This is a genomic window from Belnapia moabensis DSM 16746, from assembly GCF_000745835.1.
Taxonomy (GTDB): Bacteria; Pseudomonadota; Alphaproteobacteria; order Acetobacterales; family Acetobacteraceae; genus Belnapia; species Belnapia moabensis.
In genome coordinates, this window is sequence record NZ_JQKB01000051.1 from 1 (window position 1) to 17,432 (window position 17,432).

Annotated in this window: 14 protein-coding genes; 6 read left to right on the plus strand and 8 right to left on the minus strand. The window is 70.0% G+C overall.

Annotation, left to right across the window (positions count from 1 at the left end; translation table 11 throughout):
• The first annotated feature begins 31 nt into the window (after positions 1-31).
• Positions 32-595 (plus strand): 3'-5' exonuclease family protein, encoded by a 564-nt coding sequence (locus EP26_RS22030; RefSeq protein ID WP_043341959.1) that lies wholly within the window; start codon positions 32-34, stop codon positions 593-595.
• A gap of 874 nt (positions 596-1,469) precedes the next feature.
• Here the strand turns inward: EP26_RS22030 and EP26_RS22035 are convergent.
• The gene (locus EP26_RS22035) at positions 1,470-1,886 is read right to left on the minus strand and encodes a cupin domain-containing protein (protein WP_043341961.1); all 417 of its coding nucleotides are present in this window, start codon (positions 1,884-1,886) and stop codon (positions 1,470-1,472) included.
• A gap of 48 nt (positions 1,887-1,934) precedes the next feature.
• Positions 1,935-2,132, minus strand: coding sequence for a hypothetical protein (locus EP26_RS35125; protein ID WP_211259513.1), 198 nt, complete (start codon positions 2,130-2,132; stop codon positions 1,935-1,937).
• 171 nt (positions 2,133-2,303) lie between these two features.
• Between EP26_RS35125 and EP26_RS22040 the strand changes: the two genes are divergently transcribed.
• Together EP26_RS22040 and EP26_RS22045 are read left to right on the plus strand one after the other, a co-directional pair.
• Positions 2,304-3,326, plus strand: coding sequence for an LLM class flavin-dependent oxidoreductase (locus tag EP26_RS22040; RefSeq protein ID WP_043341978.1), 1,023 nt, complete (start codon positions 2,304-2,306; stop codon positions 3,324-3,326).
• Between the two features lie 218 nt (positions 3,327-3,544).
• Positions 3,545-4,897 (plus strand): hypothetical protein, encoded by a 1,353-nt coding sequence (locus EP26_RS22045; RefSeq protein WP_157033677.1) that lies wholly within the window; start codon positions 3,545-3,547, stop codon positions 4,895-4,897.
• Positions 4,898-5,209: 312 nt separating this feature from the next.
• Here the strand turns inward: EP26_RS22045 and EP26_RS22050 are convergent, their stop codons facing one another.
• The 3 genes from EP26_RS22050 to EP26_RS22060 form a co-directional block, all read right to left on the minus strand.
• On the minus strand, positions 5,210-5,482 hold the full coding sequence (locus EP26_RS22050) for an ATP-binding protein (RefSeq protein WP_043341965.1): 273 nt from the start codon (positions 5,480-5,482) through the stop codon (positions 5,210-5,212).
• Positions 5,476-6,375, minus strand: a complete 900-nt coding sequence (locus EP26_RS22055) for a histidine kinase dimerization/phosphoacceptor domain -containing protein (protein ID WP_043341966.1) — start codon at positions 6,373-6,375, stop codon at positions 5,476-5,478. The genes EP26_RS22050 and EP26_RS22055 overlap by 7 nt, the downstream gene beginning before the upstream one ends.
• A 214-nt stretch (positions 6,376-6,589) precedes the next feature.
• A complete protein-coding gene (locus EP26_RS22060; protein ID WP_169747450.1) occupies positions 6,590-8,401 on the minus strand; it encodes a sensor histidine kinase in 1,812 nt (603 codons plus the stop codon).
• A 200-nt stretch (positions 8,402-8,601) separates the two neighbouring features.
• Between EP26_RS22060 and EP26_RS32260 the strand changes: the two genes are divergently transcribed.
• Positions 8,602-10,692, plus strand: coding sequence for a sensor histidine kinase (locus EP26_RS32260; protein WP_084112762.1), 2,091 nt, complete (start codon positions 8,602-8,604; stop codon positions 10,690-10,692).
• Between the two features lie 170 nt (positions 10,693-10,862).
• Here the strand turns inward: EP26_RS32260 and EP26_RS22070 are convergent, their stop codons facing one another.
• Positions 10,863-11,927, minus strand: a complete 1,065-nt coding sequence (locus tag EP26_RS22070; RefSeq protein ID WP_211259514.1) for an HWE histidine kinase domain-containing protein — start codon at positions 11,925-11,927, stop codon at positions 10,863-10,865.
• 519 nt (positions 11,928-12,446) lie between these two features.
• Here EP26_RS22070 and EP26_RS32265 point away from each other — a divergent pair.
• The gene (locus EP26_RS32265; RefSeq protein ID WP_052389517.1) at positions 12,447-15,146 is read left to right on the plus strand and encodes a PAS domain-containing hybrid sensor histidine kinase/response regulator; all 2,700 of its coding nucleotides are present in this window, start codon (positions 12,447-12,449) and stop codon (positions 15,144-15,146) included.
• Positions 15,147-15,693: 547 nt separating this feature from the next.
• Here the strand turns inward: EP26_RS32265 and EP26_RS36350 are convergent.
• Positions 15,694-16,143 carry a response regulator gene (locus tag EP26_RS36350; protein WP_169747451.1) on the minus strand — a complete coding sequence of 150 codons (450 nt, stop codon included), beginning with the start codon at positions 16,141-16,143 and terminating at the stop codon, positions 15,694-15,696.
• A gap of 533 nt (positions 16,144-16,676) precedes the next feature.
• Here EP26_RS36350 and EP26_RS32270 point away from each other — a divergent pair.
• The gene (locus tag EP26_RS32270) at positions 16,677-16,919 is read left to right on the plus strand and encodes a CYTH domain-containing protein (RefSeq protein ID WP_052389519.1); all 243 of its coding nucleotides are present in this window, start codon (positions 16,677-16,679) and stop codon (positions 16,917-16,919) included.
• Positions 16,920-16,953: 34 nt separating this feature from the next.
• Here EP26_RS32270 and EP26_RS22095 read toward each other — a convergent pair whose 3' ends face one another.
• The gene (locus tag EP26_RS22095; protein ID WP_211259515.1) at positions 16,954-17,253 is read right to left on the minus strand and encodes a PAS domain-containing protein; all 300 of its coding nucleotides are present in this window, start codon (positions 17,251-17,253) and stop codon (positions 16,954-16,956) included.
• Positions 17,254-17,432: the final 179 nt, after the last annotated feature.

A 17,432-nucleotide genomic window follows, 5' to 3' on the forward strand; every position in this document is an offset into this window, starting at 1 on the left:
CTAGGACGGCGACTGAGGCGTGAGGCGACGTGTGATCATCTTCCTCGACTTCGAGGCCAGTAGCCTCGGCAAGCGCGGTTTTCCGATCGAGGTCGGCTGGGCTGCCGAGGACGGCACCGAAGAGGGCCGCCTGATCCGGCTCGCTCCCGGCTGGGAGGAGTGGAGCACGGAAGCTGAGGGTATCCATGGCATCACCCGCGACCGCCTCCAGCGGGAAGGCAGGCCACATGACGAGGTCGCCCGGCGCATGGTGGAGACCCTGACCGGCCACGGCCTCTACGCCTCGGCGCCGTCTTGGGACGGGCAGTGGCTCAGCAAGCTCCTGCGGGCGGCCGGGCTTCCGCGGCACGCGCTGCGGCTGCGAGACACGGATGAGGCGCAACAAGACACCGCGCTCGCCGTGCTTGCGCGCGCTGGCGTGCCGGTGGGTGCCCAACGTGGCATCGTCGACGGAATTCGCGAAGCCGTTCGACAAGCGGCCACGGCCGAGCCCCCCACGCACCGGGCGCCTGAAGACGCGCGCCGGGAGCTGAGCTTGTGGCGCGACGTCGTCCGCCAAGCCGAGAGAGCTGCAGGGCGGTGGCCGGAACGTTGATGGCGGGTTGCAGGCCGCAGAGAGGTTCTGTCGATGCTGCGTTTGAACGACATCTTGCAGCATACGTTGAGGACGTCATGACCTCAGCCCGATCCACCAATCTCCATGTCGAAACGCTGGATTCCTGGCTACCGGATCCAGCGGAACGGCCGCCCCCGGAGCTGCCAGGATTGCCTCCGACGGCGCCTGAGCCTGCTGAAACCCCGCTGGTACAACCTCCCCCAGGACCAGGGCCTGAGTTACCGGGCCTTCCCCCATCGATTCCGACGCCATCGCAGCCTCCATCGGAAGCGCCGATCCCTGGCGGCCCGGCAGAGATGCCGACCATCGCGCCGCCCGGGCCGCAGATGCCGCAGCCGACGGCTTGATTGGCTAGCAGACTGTCGGTTGGGCTGCTGCGGCAGCGGTATGCGCTCTCCCCCTTGTAGCAAGCGGAACATCCGGCCGTGGATGCTACCCGGATAGTCAGACCGCCCCGTGGTTGCCGAGCGGGACGGCGATGCGGGTCAGCTCAGCCAACTCCGGGCTGTCCGGCACCCGGCGCATTCGGGGACCGAACGGGCCCCGCTGTCCTCATCAACCATCCACGGGAATGGTAGCCAGTTCGGCCGACGCTCGGCTTGTAGGCCAAGCCCGCGTTGAAGAACTGCGCGACGCCCCACACGTCCTTGAACAGGGAATAGCCGCCGGCGACGCCGTCATCGGCGGCAACCTCGGTGCAAGGTGCCGGATCGCCGCGCGCCTGCATGTCGGGGGAGGCACTTGCCGTCGACGATGGCCCCAAGCGTATCCGGGTTGACGGCGCTCCCCGCCACCGTGCCGAGGGGGACGAAGGCGGTCAGCGCGCCTGCCGCAGGGCACGCAGGACAGCGACTCACGCGGGAACTAGCCCGTGACGCAGCATGATTTCGCGAAGCTTGGTTGCATCGGGCGGCCCGGCGGCGGCGAGCACTGCGATCTCGCGGAAATACTCTGGGCCGAGCACGCCTGGCGTCAGCATGCAGAGGCAGGTCGCCGCCACCCCGCTCCGGTTGTCGAAGCCGTGCACGACGCCGCGCGGGATGAAGAGGCTCTCGCCGGGCCCGATCGGTTGCGACGTGCCGTCCATCGTAAAGGTGATAGTGCCGGTGAGGCCGTAGACGGTCTCATCCCAGTCGCGGTGGCGGTGCGACACCGGCATCCGCCCGGTGGGAGGCACAGTCATCTCAAACAGGTCGAGACTGCCGCCGGTGTCGTGCTTGGTGCGCAGGAAGCGAAGCTCCAATGGTCCAACACGGATCGTCTCAGCCATGCGATGCCTCCCAGGTAGGACGGGATCGATTTAACCCCGAAAGCCTCGTCAGACCATGGCACGGCGCACCTCGGGTTTGGTCGGCAGCATGAAGGTCAGCGCCGCGCAGGCGACCAGCCTGACGGCCGAGCTCCACAGGCAGCGCTGGAGCCCCGCCCGTTGCGTCAGCACGCCCGACAGCAGGATGCCCATGAGGCGCCCGGCGGCGTTCGCCTTGCAGTAAGTATCCGATGTCCTCGGCCGCATTCTCCGAGCCCGCGTAGGTGGTCTCCAGACATAATCGTCATTTCCGCTGGTGATGGAGGTCGAGGCGGCGCACGCCCCATATTCTTGTACGATGGCGGCTGCATTACGCATCTCGAAGCCGCTCCATTTTTCACGGCGGGCGGCATCTCGCATCTTTGGATCACCCTCACCATGAAGAAGATCGGCTTCCTTTCCTTTGGCCACTGGACACCGTCACCCAGTTCCGGCACCCGCTCCGCCACCGATGCGCTGCGGCAATCCATCGACCTCGCCGTCATGGCAGAGGAGCTTGGCGCGGACGGCGCCTATGTGCGCGTCCACCACTTTGCCCGCCAGCTCGCGTCGCCCTTTCCGCTTCTCGCCGCCATGGGCGCGAAGACCAGCAGTATCGAGCTCGGAACCGCGGTCATCGACATGCGCTACGAAAACCCACTTTACATGGCTGAGGACGCCAGCGCCGCGGATCTCATCAGCGGTGGCCGTCTTCAGCTTGGTCTCAGCCGCGGCTCGCCGGAGCAGGTGATCGATGGCTGGCGCCATTTCGGCTATGTCCCAGCCGAGGGCGAGACCGATACGGAGATGGGGCGCCGCCATGCGCAGGTCTTCCTGGAGGTAATTCGCGGCCAAGGCTTTGCCCAGCCGAACCCGCGTCCGATGTTCCCCAATCCACCGGGTCTGCTACGCCTTGAACCCTACTCAGACGGCCTCCGCGAACGCATCTGGTGGGGCTCCGCCTCCAACGCCACTGCGGTCTCGGCCGCACAGCAAGGCATGAACCTGCAAAGCTCCACCCTCAAGGACGACGAGACCGGCGAGCCGTTCCATATTCAGCAGGCCAAGCAAATTCGCGCCTATCACGCGGCCTGGACGGAAGCGGGACATGCGCATACCCCTCGCGTCTCGGTGAGCCGCAGCATCTTCCCGTTGCTGGATGATCGCGACCGCACCTACTTCGGCCGTGGCGGCAAGGAGCAGGATCAAGTCGGCTTCCTCGACGAGAAGACCCGCGCAATCTTCGGGCGTGGCTACGCCGCTGAGCCAGACCGCTTGGTCGAGCAGCTCCGCACGGACGAGGCCATTGCTGAGGCGGACACCCTCCTGTTGACCATTCCGAACCAGCTCGGCGTCGAATATTGTGGCCACGTCATCGAGGGCATCCTGAAACACGTTGCCCCGGCCTTAGGGTGGCGCTGATGCATGCGCTCAGCTGTTTAGTGCCACTCGCGGGCGGTACAGGGTACAGCCAGACAAAAAGCTGCATGCTTCAAGAAGGACTCTACGGAGCTTGGCCATGTCTCCACCCCCACCGGCTCCGTCGGAAGGAATGCCGCCCGCCGTGGCAGGTGCCGACGGTGGCTGGCTGCAGGCATGGACTGGGGCCATATGCAGACCGTATGGTGGGGAACGTGCAGATGATGGCCAACGACGAGGACGACCGGGTCGAGACAGCAGTGGAACTCGCCCGCGAGGTCGCGCCCGAGCTCGACAGCATCCTCGTCACGCTCTACCCCGATGCCGACACCCTGGACACGATCCGCCCCGGCGACGTTGACCTCTCGACCGCCAATGCTGTCGCCAGGGCAGTCGCCGAGGTGATGTCCGAGGAAGGCGTCGAGGTCTTCGTCCAGCGGGCCGACCGTGGCGCCTTCCGGCGCTGGTTTGCCGAGCGCGAGGACACGCCGCAGATACGTCGGAGCTGGGTTGACCGCGGTCGCCTCCTCCGGGGCGGCGATGCGTTCCGCGCCCTTGGCCTCTCTGCACCGCCACCAGAGTCGCCGCCCCGCTTCCCGCCCGCTCCTGGCACGACCGCCGATCGGCTACTCGCAGCCTACGAGGACCCGGACGGTGACGAGTTCGATGCTCTCGTCGGCGAGCTGATCGAAGCGGGCCGGGGCGATGTCCTGGACCTCGCGGTCCGGAAAATCCGCGAACGGCAGAGCGACGAGAACGCCGCCGACCTGCGCACCGCCATGCTGGCCGTGGCCGAGGGCGCTGCCGTCGGACCCTCGGGCTGGGCCGAGCTGGTCGCGCTGCCGATCGCCCTGCCGCCCGCGGCCATCCCGGACGCCGTCGCCCTCGCGGATGGCCTGATCGCCTCTGGCGGTCTGCTGCCGGAGGAGGAGCTGCGCATCCTGCCGGGCTGGCGGTCTCTGAACGACATCGAGGCGCTGTCGCCCCTGGCCATGCGCCGCGTCCTCCTCGACCTCGTCGCCGACCGTGAGCCACTCGATTTGCCGCCGGGCGACACCGACGATCTGGCGCGCCACGGCTTCGGGGTGCTGGTCGGCCTCCGGGTCGATTGGAGCATCCCGCTCTGGGACGTCATCGAGGCGGAAGGCGGGCTCCCCGAGGAGCCTTTGGAGGACGAGGAGACCCCGGAGGAGCGCGGCCGAGCCAAGGCCCTCGACCGCTGGCGCGGCCGGGTCGCGGCGGAGACCGACGGCTGTGTTCCGCTCGATCCGGTCTTGCTCTCCGAGGTCGGTCCTGCGATTGCCGAGTTCCTGGACGAGGCTGGCGGCCATCTTAGCGGTCTCGACGAGATCAGGGAGTTCATAGAGGTTGCCTGCCGCGAGGCGGGAGGTGAGGAGGTCGTCTGCCGCCCCGAAATCATCGGCGAGACCCTGGAACTCACGCTCTACACGGCCGGTGGGCGCTTCCTCGATAGCCTGTCCCTGCCGCCTGACCGACTGCCCGCGAGCGCCGGGAGAATGCTGAGCCTGCTCGGCGCCTTCGTCCGCCTCGTGAAGGACATACCGGGGCGCTGAACCATGCCGGTCCCGAGCCGCCCAGTATGCTGCGCAGGTTGGCCGAGGACCCGATGCCATGTCATCTCGGTCGCCCGCCGAAAGAGCTGACGACGGCTCGGATGCGTGCTCCGCCTGCACGAGGGCTCGCCTATGGCGCGTCGGCCGGGTCGGCGCCGAGCGGGTACAGGAGGGTGAACACGAGGAGCAGAACCGCGCCTACGGGGCGGCGACGGCACCGAAACGGGGAGCGGCCGAATGGTGCTCATGGGTGCGCCTTCCTGGGCGTCGGCACAGACCGCCTTACTGTCGACTGTGCTGATCCTCGTGGACTCAACGCTTTGCGGCGTCCGGGCCAGGGAAGGTCACCACCACGGTCCCCCGGCTGCCGGGCCCGGCCTCCATCCTGACCGAGCCCTGGATCTGCCTTGCGAACATCTCCATCAGCCGCAGCCCGAGCGAGCCTTCCCGGCGATCGGCGGGCAGGCCGACGCCGTCATCCTCGATCCGGAGCCGCATGTGCCCGTCGCCCTCCAGCGCCAGCCGAATCAGGATCCGTCCTTGCCGCCCCTCGGGGAAGGCGTGCTTGAGAACATTGGTCAGCACCTCGCCGCGATCAGCCCGAGCGGAAGCACGAGGTCTGGCTCCCACACGGCCTCGTCGGTGGCCTCGACCTCCACCCGCACCCGTTCAGGCGCCATGCTCTCGGCGGTGTCGCGGCAGAGCCTGTCCAGGTAGTCGGCGAAGTCGATCCGGTTCGGGTTCCGGCTCCCGTAGGTCAGCAGGGCATGAACGTCGCCGATGCGCCGCAGCCGCCCCATGGCGGCTTCCAGCGTGCCCCGGCTGGCCGGGTCTCCGGTTGCGCGCGCCTGCACGCCAAGCAGCGATATGGCCGGTTGCAGGGCGTTCTTGGTACGGTGATTCACCTCCCTTATCAGGAAGTCGCGGTAGCGCAGATCTTCCTCGCCCCGCGCCAACGCGTCCCGCAGAATGGCCTCGGTCCGCTGCCGCCGCTCCACTTCCCCCTGCAGCAGGGTGTTGGCCTGTTCCATGCTCCTTGTCCGGGCCGCCACGCGCTGCTCCAGGGTCTCCTTCGCCTCCCTCAGCTCCCGCTCGCGCTCGATACGGTCCGTCACGTCGAGGAAGGAGGCGAAGTGCTGCACCACTCGGTCGTCCTCAACCACCGGGCTGGCGAACATGGAAACCCAGATCCGCTGGCCGTTCTTGGCCGCGAAAGGCACCTCCTCGATGAAGGTGCGGCGGGCGGTCATCGTCGCCTCGACCCTCTGCGCCACCTCCGGGTCGGCGTGCTCGCCGACCCGGGAGAAGTAGTTCTGGCCCAGCACCTCCTCGTGCCCATAGCCGCAGAGTGTGAGGAAGGTGGCGTTGGCGTAGATGATGGGGTTGTCGACCACGCTGGGGTCCGTGACGACCATGGGCATGCGGGTCGCCTCGACCGCCGCGACGAAGGGACCGCCGTGGGCCACAACGTCGCGCACGCTCCGCTCCGAAGCGGCCTAGCCGTCGCGGTCCCTGAATTTGTTCTGGAAGGGCATTCGCCGCCTTCTGGGGCAAGTCGCCCCCAGCGCCAGAACACCACATTTGCCGCTTGCTGTCCCGTCGGCGTCCCAAGCCACCCAGCCGAGATACAGGACGCGTTCCCAGCCAGAGGGCGGGACACCGGGGCGCGCCCGAAGAAACCTCAGACACATGTCAGCCGGTCTGCCCCAAGCCCGCAGACAGGGGAGCGCGCAGCCGGTACTCGACCCCCTCAGAAGCGAAGCTCAATTCCGCCTTGGCGCCGAACTGCAGCGCCAGGCCGCGCTCCAGCAACCGCGATCCGAACCCGCGCCGCGCCGGGGGCCGCACCGGTGGGCCGCCGCGCTCGCGCCAGTGCACCTCCAGCAAGTCGCCAGGGCTCGTTGTCCGCCACATAACCTCGACCCGCCCGCCCGGCGCCGAGAGCGCCCCGTACTTGGCCGCATTGGTGGCAAGCTCGTGCAGGGCCAGGTGCAGCGCGATGGCGGCCTCGGGCCGCAGCCACACCCCGGGCCCCTTGGCCGACACCCGGTCGGCCCCCGCCTCCCGCCCCGCATGCGGGGCCAGAGTGCGGTGGACCACCTCCGCCAGCGGGACGCCCTGCCAGGCCTGTCGGGTGAGCAGGTCGTGCGCGGCCGCCAGGGCCGCGAGGCGGGCCTGGAACGCCGTCCGGAAGTCCGCGGCCTCGCTTCCCCGCGCGGTCTGGGCGGCGATCGACTGGACGGAGGCGAGCGTGTTCTTCACGCGGTGGTTCAGCTCCCGCAGCAGCAGCCGCTGGGCTGCCTCGGCCTCCTTCCTCGCGGTCACGTCTCGAGCCAGCCCGGCCACCCGGCGCACCCGCCCCTTCGCGTCGCGCACGGGGAAGCCGAGGTCACGCACCCAGCGCACCTGCCCATCGGCGGGCCGGACGATGCGGTACTCGGTATCGACCCGTCCCCCGGTGAGCGTGGTGGGAAACGCCTCCAGCACCCGTGCGCGGTCCTCCGGGTGCAGCATCTCCGCCCAGCGGCCGAGGTCGTCCATGACCTCGGCGCGCGGCACGCCCCAGACCGCCTCGAAGGCCGGGCTGAGGTATTCGAGGCGCCGGGTTTCGGCGTCGACCACCCAGAGCACATCGGCCGTGGCCTCGGCGAAATCGCGGAAGCGGGCCTCGCTCTCGCGCAGCGCCGCCTCGCCGCGCCGCGCCTGCTCGACATTGGTGCTGGTGCCGAACCACAACTCGGAGGAACCGTCCCGGCCGCGCAGCGGCAGCCCACGCGTCTCGAACCGTTCGTAGGAGCCGTCGCGGCCACGTAGCCGGTGCTCGACCCGCAACTCGCGGCAGGCCACGGCGACGCGCCACGCCTCCAGCACGGGGCCGCGGTCCTCCGGATGCACGGGATCAAGCCAACCGAACCCGGCCGCCTCCTCCGCGGTCTGGCCGGTATATTCGGTCCAGCGCCGGTTGGCGTAATGCCAGGCACCACCTGGACGGGAACTCCAGACGAGATGGGGCATGGTGTCAGTGGAGGCGCGCAGCATGGCGTTGGCCTCGGCCAACTCGGCGGTGCGCTCCACGACACGCCGCTCGAGCTCCTGGTTGACGCGCGAGAGGGCGTCGTTCGCTCGGGCCAGCTCCTCCCCCTGCGCCTGCAATTCCTCATTAGCGACACGCAGCTCCTCGGCGAGGGCCGTCACCTTCGTCTGAGGTTCTTCGGCCGCAGCCAGCCTGCCTTCAAGCGTCTCGGCGTCGAGACGGGCGAGCCTGGTCTCCGCCTCCTCCAGCTTCGCCCGCAGGGACACAGCTTCGGCGCGCCAGCGCCCGCCCCGGCCCGAGCGAAGCTCCGCGGCCATGGCGTCGCGCTCGCGGATGGCGGCGGTCGCCTCGGCGCGTGCGTCCTCGGCCGCAACCAGGGCCCGCTTGATCTCGCCGTCGGTTTGCTCACCTCCGGAATGGGGTTGCGCCTGATCAGGCCGGGAGCCCGTTGAGTTTCCCTTGGGTTCCACCATCCCATCACCGCCATGTTCCAGAACGGTAGCAGCGAGGGTGCGCCACGGTTCCGCTCCCCTTGCAACCAAACGAAGGCCCACCACCCTCGGGCGTGGCGGGGCAGACCGCCAGATGTTACAGGTTTGGCGCGATGCAGCTACGCGGACCTCCATCCTTACGGGCACTGCTGGCCCTGTCCTTCGCGGCGGTCGCCCTGTTGGCCGCGGCTTCCGCGGCGATGCTCGGCGGCGCCGAACTTGGCCGCCGCCTGGAGCAACGCGAGGCGGAGCAAGTGGCTGGGTTCGCGCGCCAGCTCGCCGATACCCTCGACCGCGGCATCGACCTCCGCCTGCGTGGCCTCGATGCGGCGGGCAGGCTTCCCACACTGCGACGCCCGGACGCCAGCCCGGACGAGCGGCGGGCCGTCCTCTCCGCCCTGCAGCAGGCCAACCCGGAATACGCCGTCGTCGCCTTCATGGCGCCGGACGGCCGGGTGGCCGCCGACAGCCGCGGTGCCTTCGCGGGCGCCGACGCCTCCGAGCGGGAGTTCTTCCAGGTCGGACGCGAGCGACCCTATGTGGGCGACGTCCACGACGCCATTCTGCTGGCCAGGCTCATGGGCGAGACCGCCTTCGGCAGACCGCACCGTTTCCTTGACCTTGCGGTACCGGTCCGCGCGCCGGGCGGGGAACTGCTCGGGGTTCTCGGTGCCCACCTCTCGGTCGAGTGGGCGCGTGAAGTGAAGCAGTCCTTCGCGGACATGCTGGGCGCGGTGAATCTGGCGGACGCCTTGGTGCTGTCGAGCGAGGGCAAGGTCCTGGTCGGGGCGCCCGCGCTTGAGGGCCAGCCCGTCCCAACAGAGCCCGGCCTGCGCCGCTGGCCAGACGGGCACACCTACATCGTGGGTATCGCAGCCAGCAGGGGGCACGGCGACTTCCACGGCCTCGGCTGGAGGGTCATGGTCCGGCAGGACGCCGCCGCGGCACTCGCCCCGCTCGAGCGGCTGCGGCGCCGAATCCTGCTGTGGGGCTTGCTGGCGACCGCCCTGGCAGGCGGGGCCGGTTGGGTGCTGGCGGTGGCCATCGCACGGCCGCAGGAGGCGCTCGCCGCGGCCGCCAGGCGCGCCGAGGTGGGTGGTGCAGGTGAAGCCTTCGGCGACACGACCGGCTGGTATCGGGAGGCCCGGGAGACCGCGGCCTCGCTTGCCGCCATGGTGGCCGGAATGCGCCGGGGCGAGGCGGCGTTGCGGGAGGGCGAGGGGCGGCTTCGCGTGGCGCTGGAGGCGGGCGGCCTCGGCACCTGGGAGACCGACCTCGGGACCGGGCGGAGCCGGTGGGATGCGCGGCTGGCGGCCATGCTCGGCCTGCCGTCCGAGCCCGTCGAGGTCGATGGCGAGCGCCTGATCGGGTTCATCCATCCAGATGACCGCGGGCGCGTCGCCCGGGAGTTCGCGGCGGCCACGCGATCCGGCGCCCCCTATGCGAGCGAGTTCCGCGGCCTGACGGCGGCGGGGGAAACACGCTGGTTTGCCAGCCGCGGCCTGGTATTGCCCGCGGAAGATGGGGCCGGGCGCGCGATCGGCGTGGTCCGCGACGTGACCGAGCGCAAGCGCCGGGAGGAGGCGTTGCGCGAGGCGCTCGCCGCGCGCGAGCTGCTGCAGCGCGAAGCGGACCACCGCATCAAGAACAGCCTGCAGCTGGTGGGCAGCCTGCTGCGGATGCACCGCAGCCGGATGGAAGACCGGGAGGCCGTTGCGGCGCTCGGCGACGCCATCGGCCGGGTGGATGCGGTGGCGCAGGCGCATCTCGCCCTGCAGCAGAGCCACGACCTTCGCACCGTCGACCTTGGGCAGATGGTGCGGCAGCTCTGCGCGCGGTTCGGCCAGCTCAACCCCCACGTCAGCTCCCGCTGCGGCGCCGAGGGCGGGCTGGAGCTGGACGCGGAACGCGCCATCCCGCTTTGCCTGGTGGTGGGCGAGCTGCTGACCAACGCGCTGCGGCACGCCTACCCGCCCGGTGCCACAGGATCCGTGTCGGTGGACGCGATGGCCGCCGACGGCGTGCTGACCGTGACCGTCGCCGACCGGGGCGCAGGCATGGCGGCGGAGGCAGGCCCATCCGGCCTAGGCTCGACCGTGGTGCGGGCGCTCTCGCGGCAGATCGGGGCAGAGGTCGCCACGCGCTCCGCCCCGGGCCAGGGCACCACGGTCACCCTGCGCCTGCCGCTGCATGCGGCCGCCCCGCCGGCTCAGGGCAGCGGTTGCGCGGAGACCGACACCTCTGCGGACGCCCGAGCGAGTGGCGCTTGAACGTCCGGGTCACGGGCCTGCCGGACAGTAGCAGCGCGTCGCCACACCGATCTACCTGATGCCGGACATGCCAAAGGCCCAGGGCGGTAGGCACGGCCACTGAACGCGCCGAAGGCACGGTCGGGACTTCGCGGGCTCCGCAACGCTGACTCCACGGTGCCGCAGACCAGTCACCCCCCTTGGGGGCGAGCCTCCACGACGGCTTCGAGCGGTGCGTCGATCCCGCAGCGCAGGCCCGACGGCTCGAAGGCCAACGTCGTCTCGGCCCGCAGTTCCCTAGCCAGTCCCTTCTCAATGAGGCGCGCGCCGAAGCCGCGCCGCGCAGGCGGCCCCGGCAGCGGTGGCCCGCCACTCTCGGCCCAGCGTAGCCACAGCCGCTCGCCTGCTTCTGTCCCCCGGACAGCCCACTCTAGCCGCACCTGCCCGCCCGAAGCCGACAGTGCGCCGTGCGCGGCCGCGTTCGCCACCAACTCGTGTAGCGCCATCCCGAGCGCGACGGTTGCACTGGGCCGCAGCAGCAGCTCCGGACCGGATGCCCTGACCCGCTTCGGGTGCCGCCTGCGGTGTAACGCCAACTGCGCCTCGACCAAGCTGCCGAGTGACGCGCCCAGCCAGTGGCTGCGCGCCAGTAGGTCGTGCACCCGCGAGAGCGCGAAGAGGCGGCCGAGAAACGCGCTCCGGGTGTCCTCGCCGCAGGGCGCCGCATGGAGTGTCTGGACCGCCATCGACTGGACCGCCGCGAGCGTGTTGTTGACCCGGTGGTTCACCTCGTCGAGCAGGCGCCGCTGAACTGCCTCGGCCCGCCTGCGTTCGGTCATGTCGCGCTGCGCCGAAACCCAGTGGGAGATGCGTCCCGCCGCGTCCAGCACGGGGGTGATCAGCCACTCGACGACGTACTCGGTGCCGTCCTTACGATAGTTCACCGCCTCGCCCTGGAAAGGCTGCCCGGCTTGCAGCGCTGCCCGGAGACGGTCGAGCAGGGCGCGGTCCGTGTTCGGACCCTGTAGGATTCGTGGGCTCCGTCCCACCACCTCGTCCATGGCGTAACCGCTCATGCGGGTGAAGGCGGGGTTGGCGTACTCGATGCGGGGCCCCGGCGGGCCGAGCTCAGGGCCGGTGATGAGGATGGCCTCGCCCACCGCCTCGACCGCGGCGCTCAGCACCCGGCGCTTGAGGTCCACCCCGTCCATGTCCGGCCTCTGCCCGCCGTCCGGCACCCGGTCACTGGCCGTCATGCCCCGCGTCCGAACCGTATCCCCATCGCGTTGGCCTGATCGCCCTCTTTGCTACCGACCACCGCGGACCGGACCTGCTACCAACCCGGCGGCGCCGGGCAGGTTTCCGGCACAAGACGGAATCCGGCGGCGACGCGACGGGATCGCCATCCAGGCGTAGGATGCTGGATCGGGAAGGACGCTGGGGTCGCAGCCGACCTCGCCCCGTCCTCGCCGGGACGGCACGAAGGTGCCGGGCCCGCCCGCTCATCGTCGAGCGGGCCTCCAAGCAATGGTCGAGGGGACTAGCGTCGGTGGATTCGCTCCACCTAGGAAGGGTTGCTTAACCCCAGCGCCGGAGGTGATGTACCTACGGGTGACGCGTCGGCGTGGGACAGCCGACGGCAAGAGGGCGGTGCAGCAGGTTGTCGAGGCAGTTCGGAAGTCTTCGAGCCGAAGGGACTGGTGGCCACCACCTGATCGGTGACGGCGGCGACGCCGAGGACACGGCGCGCCTCCGGCGCGCAGGATGCGGGCGGCATGCACCTGTTCGAGATCGGCCCGGATCAGGTGGCCCGGTGCGACGACGGGCTGCGGATCCTCTTCGGCTTGGCCCCGGGGGCACGGTTCGACCACGCCGCCTGGCTCGCCTGCCTCCACCCAGACGACCGCGACCGCATGCAGGCAGATTTCGCCCGGGTGATGCTCAAGGGCGGCGCGACGGACATCGAGTACCGGGTGCGCCGCCCGGACGGCAGCGTCCGTTGGTTGCTGACCCGTGCCCAGTCGGCGGCGGCCCCCGACAGGCCGGGCTTGGTCTTCGGCGTGACCCTGGACATCACAGAGCGCAGGGCGGACGGGGACCGCCTGCGCGAGAGCCAGCGGGCGCTGGAGGAGAGCGCGGCCCGGCTGCGGGCGGCGCTCGAGAGCACGACCGACAGCGTCTTCGCGCTGTCAGCCGACTGGCGCTTTACCTTTTTGAATGATCGCGCCGTAGCCCAGCTTTCTGGTGGACGGGATTTGCGCGGTCAGCTTGTTTGGGATGCCTTCCCGGAGGCGGTCGGTGGACCGCTTTGGCTGGCCTACCGGCGCTGTATGGCGGAGCGGGTGCCGACCGAGGCGGAAGAATTCTACACGCCGCTGGGGCGCCTATTCTCGACGCGCGCCTTCCCGGCGGAGGACGGCGGCGTTGTGGTCTTCTTCCGCGACGTGACCGACGAGGGTCGGGCGCGGCGACTCCTGGCTGAGAGCGAGGCGCGACTGCGCCTCTTCATCGAACGCGCGCCCGCCGGGATCGCGATGCTCGACACGGACATGCGCTACATCGCCGTCAGCCGTCGCTTCCTGCGGGATTATGGCCTCGCGGCGGAATGGAACCCGGACACGGTCTTCGGCCAGAGGCACCACGACTTGTTCCCCGATCTCCCGAAGCGCTGGCGCGAGGTGCACCGCCGCGTGCTGGCGGGAGAGACACTGTCGGCGGACGACGACCCCTTCCCGCGCGCCGATGGTCAAACGGACTGGGTGCGATGGGAGATGACGCCCTGGCACCGCGCGGACGGTGCGGTCGGCGGTGCGCTGCTCTTCTCGGAGCTTGTCACCGCACGCGTCGAGGCGGAGCGCGGCTTGGCCCGGAGCGAGGCCCGCTTTCGCGCTGCGGTCCGGGCGGTGAGCGGCGTCGTCTGGACCAACGACGCCAAGGGCCGGATGGTGGGTGACCAGCCCGGCTGGGCGGCGCTGACCGGCCAATCACCGGAGGACTATCAAGGATTCGGCTGGTCCAGCGCCGTCCACGCGGAGGACGCGCAGCCGACGATCGAGGCATGGGAGAGAGCCGTCGCGCGGCGCGAGACCTTTGTCTTCGAGCACCGCGTGCGCTGCGGCGATGGCGTCTGGCGGCGCTTCTCGGTCCGCGCGGTCCCCGTGCTGCGGGAGGACGGCAGCGTGCGCGAGTGGGTCGGGGTGCACACCGACGTCTCCGAGCAGCGCGAGGCCGAGGCGGTCCTGGCGCGCGACAAGGCGGAGCTGGAGCGCCTTGTGGAGGAGCGCACGCGCGATCTGGAGGAGACCCAGGCCCAGCTGGCACACGCGCAGCGCATGGAAGCGCTCGGGCAGCTCGCGGGCGGCATCGCGCACGACTTCAATAACGTGCTGCAGGCCACCCTGGGCGCCGCCGCGCTGATCGAGCGGCGCGCGGACAATCCGGAGGTGGTGCGCCGCCTCGGCCGCATGGTGGCCGAGGCCGCCGAGCGCGGCACCTCCGTCACCCGGCGCCTGCTCGCCTTCTCCCGCCGCGGCGAACTGCGGGCGGAACCGCTGGACCCCGCGGGCCTGCTGGCGAGCATGCAGGAGATCCTGGCCCACTCCCTCGGAGCCGGGGTCGAGATCAGGGTGCAGGCGGCCGTCGGTCTGCCGCCGCTGCTGGCCGATAAGGGGCAGCTCGAGACCGTGCTGGTGAATCTGGCCACCAACGCCCGCGACGCCATGGAGGACGGGACGGGCACGCTCACCCTGGCGGCCAGCGCGGAGACATGGGCGCCTGGCCGCGGTCCCGGCTATACCACCACCCTGGGGGCAGGCGCCTATGTGCGCCTTGCGGTGTCCGACACCGGCTGCGGCATGGACGCCACGACGCTGGCGCGGGCCTCCGAGCCGTTCTTCACGACCAAGGAGCCGGGCAAGGGCACCGGGCTTGGCCTGGCCATGGCGCGCGGCTTCGCCGAGCAGAGCGGCGGTGGGCTACGCATCGAGAGCGCTCCGGGAAGCGGCACCATTGTGACGCTGTGGCTGCCCGTCGCCGACGGCGTTCACGGACGGACAGCGTGGCCTGAACAGGTCGCCGGACTGCCCGGGGCCGCGAGGCCGCGAATCCTCCTGGTAGACGACGAGGATCTGGTGAGGGAGGTGCTGGCCCAACACTTGTCTGACCGCGGCTACGCGGTGGTGCAGGCGTCGGAGGGTGCCACCGCGCTGGCGCTGCTGGACGCGGATGAGCCGGTCGACGCGCTGGTGTCGGACCTGTCCATGCCGCGGATGAATGGGGTCACGCTGATCCGGGAGGCGCAGCGGCGCAAGCCCCGTTTGCCCGCCGTCCTGCTCACGGGCTTCGCGGGCGAGGAGGTCGAGCTCGAGGCCCGCGGGATCGCCGAAGGCGGTTTCGGCATGATGCGCAAGCCGGTCACCGGAGCCGACCTCGCCGAGCGCGTCGCGGCGCTCCTGGAGGCGGTTCGAAAGACCTGACAGCGCAGCGCGAGGAGCGTGGGCGCCGAACCCCGAACTGGAGCCGTGGGATGGACCGGCTCTGGCGAGCACGCCGCCCTCACCCCGGATTGCGTCGATCACCAGGTTGGCCCAGCAGCAACTGCCATGGACGCGGAAGCTCCGCTCGCTCCGGACCAGCGCCGCCTCGGCGCGGCCCCCGCGCTGGCGCCAAGCGTCCGTCGGCCGATCACACCATTCGCGGGGCTCCTTCCGCCAACCTCTGAAATGCCTCCGACACCGCCCGGAACGCGTCCACGCTGCCCCCAACATCCGGATGCGCCGACTTGGCGGCGAGGTGGTAGGCTCGACGAAGCTCGTCTCTTGAGGACGGCATCTGCTGGAGGCCGAGTGCCCTCAGGTCGGCGTCGCGTGGCGCGAGCGCGCCAGGCGGCCATGCCATCGCAGACGCAAGAAGCGCCCAGGCGATGCCCGTAGACCTCGCCGTGACGGTGAGCAGGTCGGCCTGGAGGCGCGCGAGGCGGAGGTAACTATGGAGCACGGCAGTGCGGCTAGCGGGTGGGGCGGCCTAGCGCTCCGAACGCCGCATCAGCTCCCTGACGGCCGTGACCAGCCGGAATGGCCCGAACGGCTTTTCCAGGAAGCGCTCGTTCTCCTCGAAGGTCCGGCTGCCAACGTAGCCAGGGTTGCCGGTCATGATGACGACGCCCGCCCCGGGCCAACGGCGATGGATTTCCGCAGCCAGGCCGAGACCGTCCATCCCCGCGCCGAGGTTCACGTCCGTCACCACGACCTCGGGTGCGCCGCCCGCCTCAGCTAGCGCGAGAGCGTGCTCGGCCGACGGTGCCTCCGCGACAGCGAGGCCGTCCTCCTCCAAACTCTCGGTGACGATCGCTCGGACCAGGGCCTCATCGTCTACGACCAGCACGTCCATTTCCAGAACCTTCGGCTTCTTGGTGGCTCCGGCGGGTTCGTCAAGCCACACGTTACATGACGACAAGCAGGCCTCCGGGTTCATAGCGGTTGCGGATAAAAGCCGGATTTTCGCCCAAAGAGTTCGACAAGATCGTGCTGCCGCCGGTGAGGCTGGCCGCGGGCCGCGCTTGCCGCTCCAGCGCGGACGCGCGTTGACAAGGAGAACCGCGCTGCGGCGCCGCTTGTCCTGGCGCCAGCAGCACGCCGTCGCCGCCCGCGAAGTCAGGGGAGAACCCGCCCGGGCAGCCAGGGGAAGCTCGGGTAGCTTGCCAACCGCTCGAACACCTGAATCTTCCATGTGTCCCGCTTTGGACTGTACTCGGGTAGCGCAGCCATGCGGCACAGCCCGACGTTGCCCCGCATGGTCCGGCGCAACGGGCATGTACGCCGCCTCTGTAGGAGCGGACCCGCCGTCATGGGCCGCGAAATCGAGTGCAAGTTCCTCGTGGCAAATGAGGGATGGAGGGCGGCGGCCAGCGGCAGCAGCCGCCTGCGCGACGGCCTCATCGCCCGCTTCGGGACCGGTAAGACGGCGTTCGGCTCGACGGGGACTGCGGCCTGCTCACCGTGAAGGGCGTGCGGACGAGCCTATGGCGCGCCGAGTATGGGTACAAAATCCCCGTTGCGGAGGTCGAGGAGAGGCTGCGCACCATCTGCGACGGCCCCCTGGTCGAGAAGGCCCGCTTCCTGGTGCCGTACGCCGGTCTGACCTGGGAGGTCGACGTCCACGAGGGCGCCCTGGCGGGGCTGGTGCTCGCTGAAGTCGAACTCGACCACGAGGGGCATTCGACAACCTATTGGGTGCCGTCCTTGCGGTAGTTGATGGCCTCCCCGCGGAAGCTACGGCCCGCCGTCAATGTCGCCCGCGGATCATCGAGGAAGGTGCGGTCGGTGTTCGGGCCCTGAGGATCCGCGGCGTCTGGCCCAGAACCTCATGTGGTGCATAGCCAGTCAGCCGCGTGAAGGCGGGATTGACGTACTGAATGTAAGGGCCGGGCGCGTCCAGCTCGGGATCCGTGATGATGACCGCCTCACCGAGCGCCCCGATGATGGTGCGGAGGAGCGTCATCTCGTCAAGCAGTTGTTCCTCGAGCGGCGATGAGAATTCCCTGACACCGTCTAGCTCTTGGTCGCTTTCGTTTGGGTGGGTCATGCGGTCCAGGAATGGTGTTACGGCGGCCGCATGGCACTCTGCAGACCTTCAACTGCGCTCGGCGTCACCAGTTTCTGCAATATGGCTTCGGGCCCCGCCCACCCGACCATGCTCCGCCATTCGCAACGACCTACGACCCAGGCGGTGCGGGTTCCGCCTCCGGCATGGCCTGCCGCTCG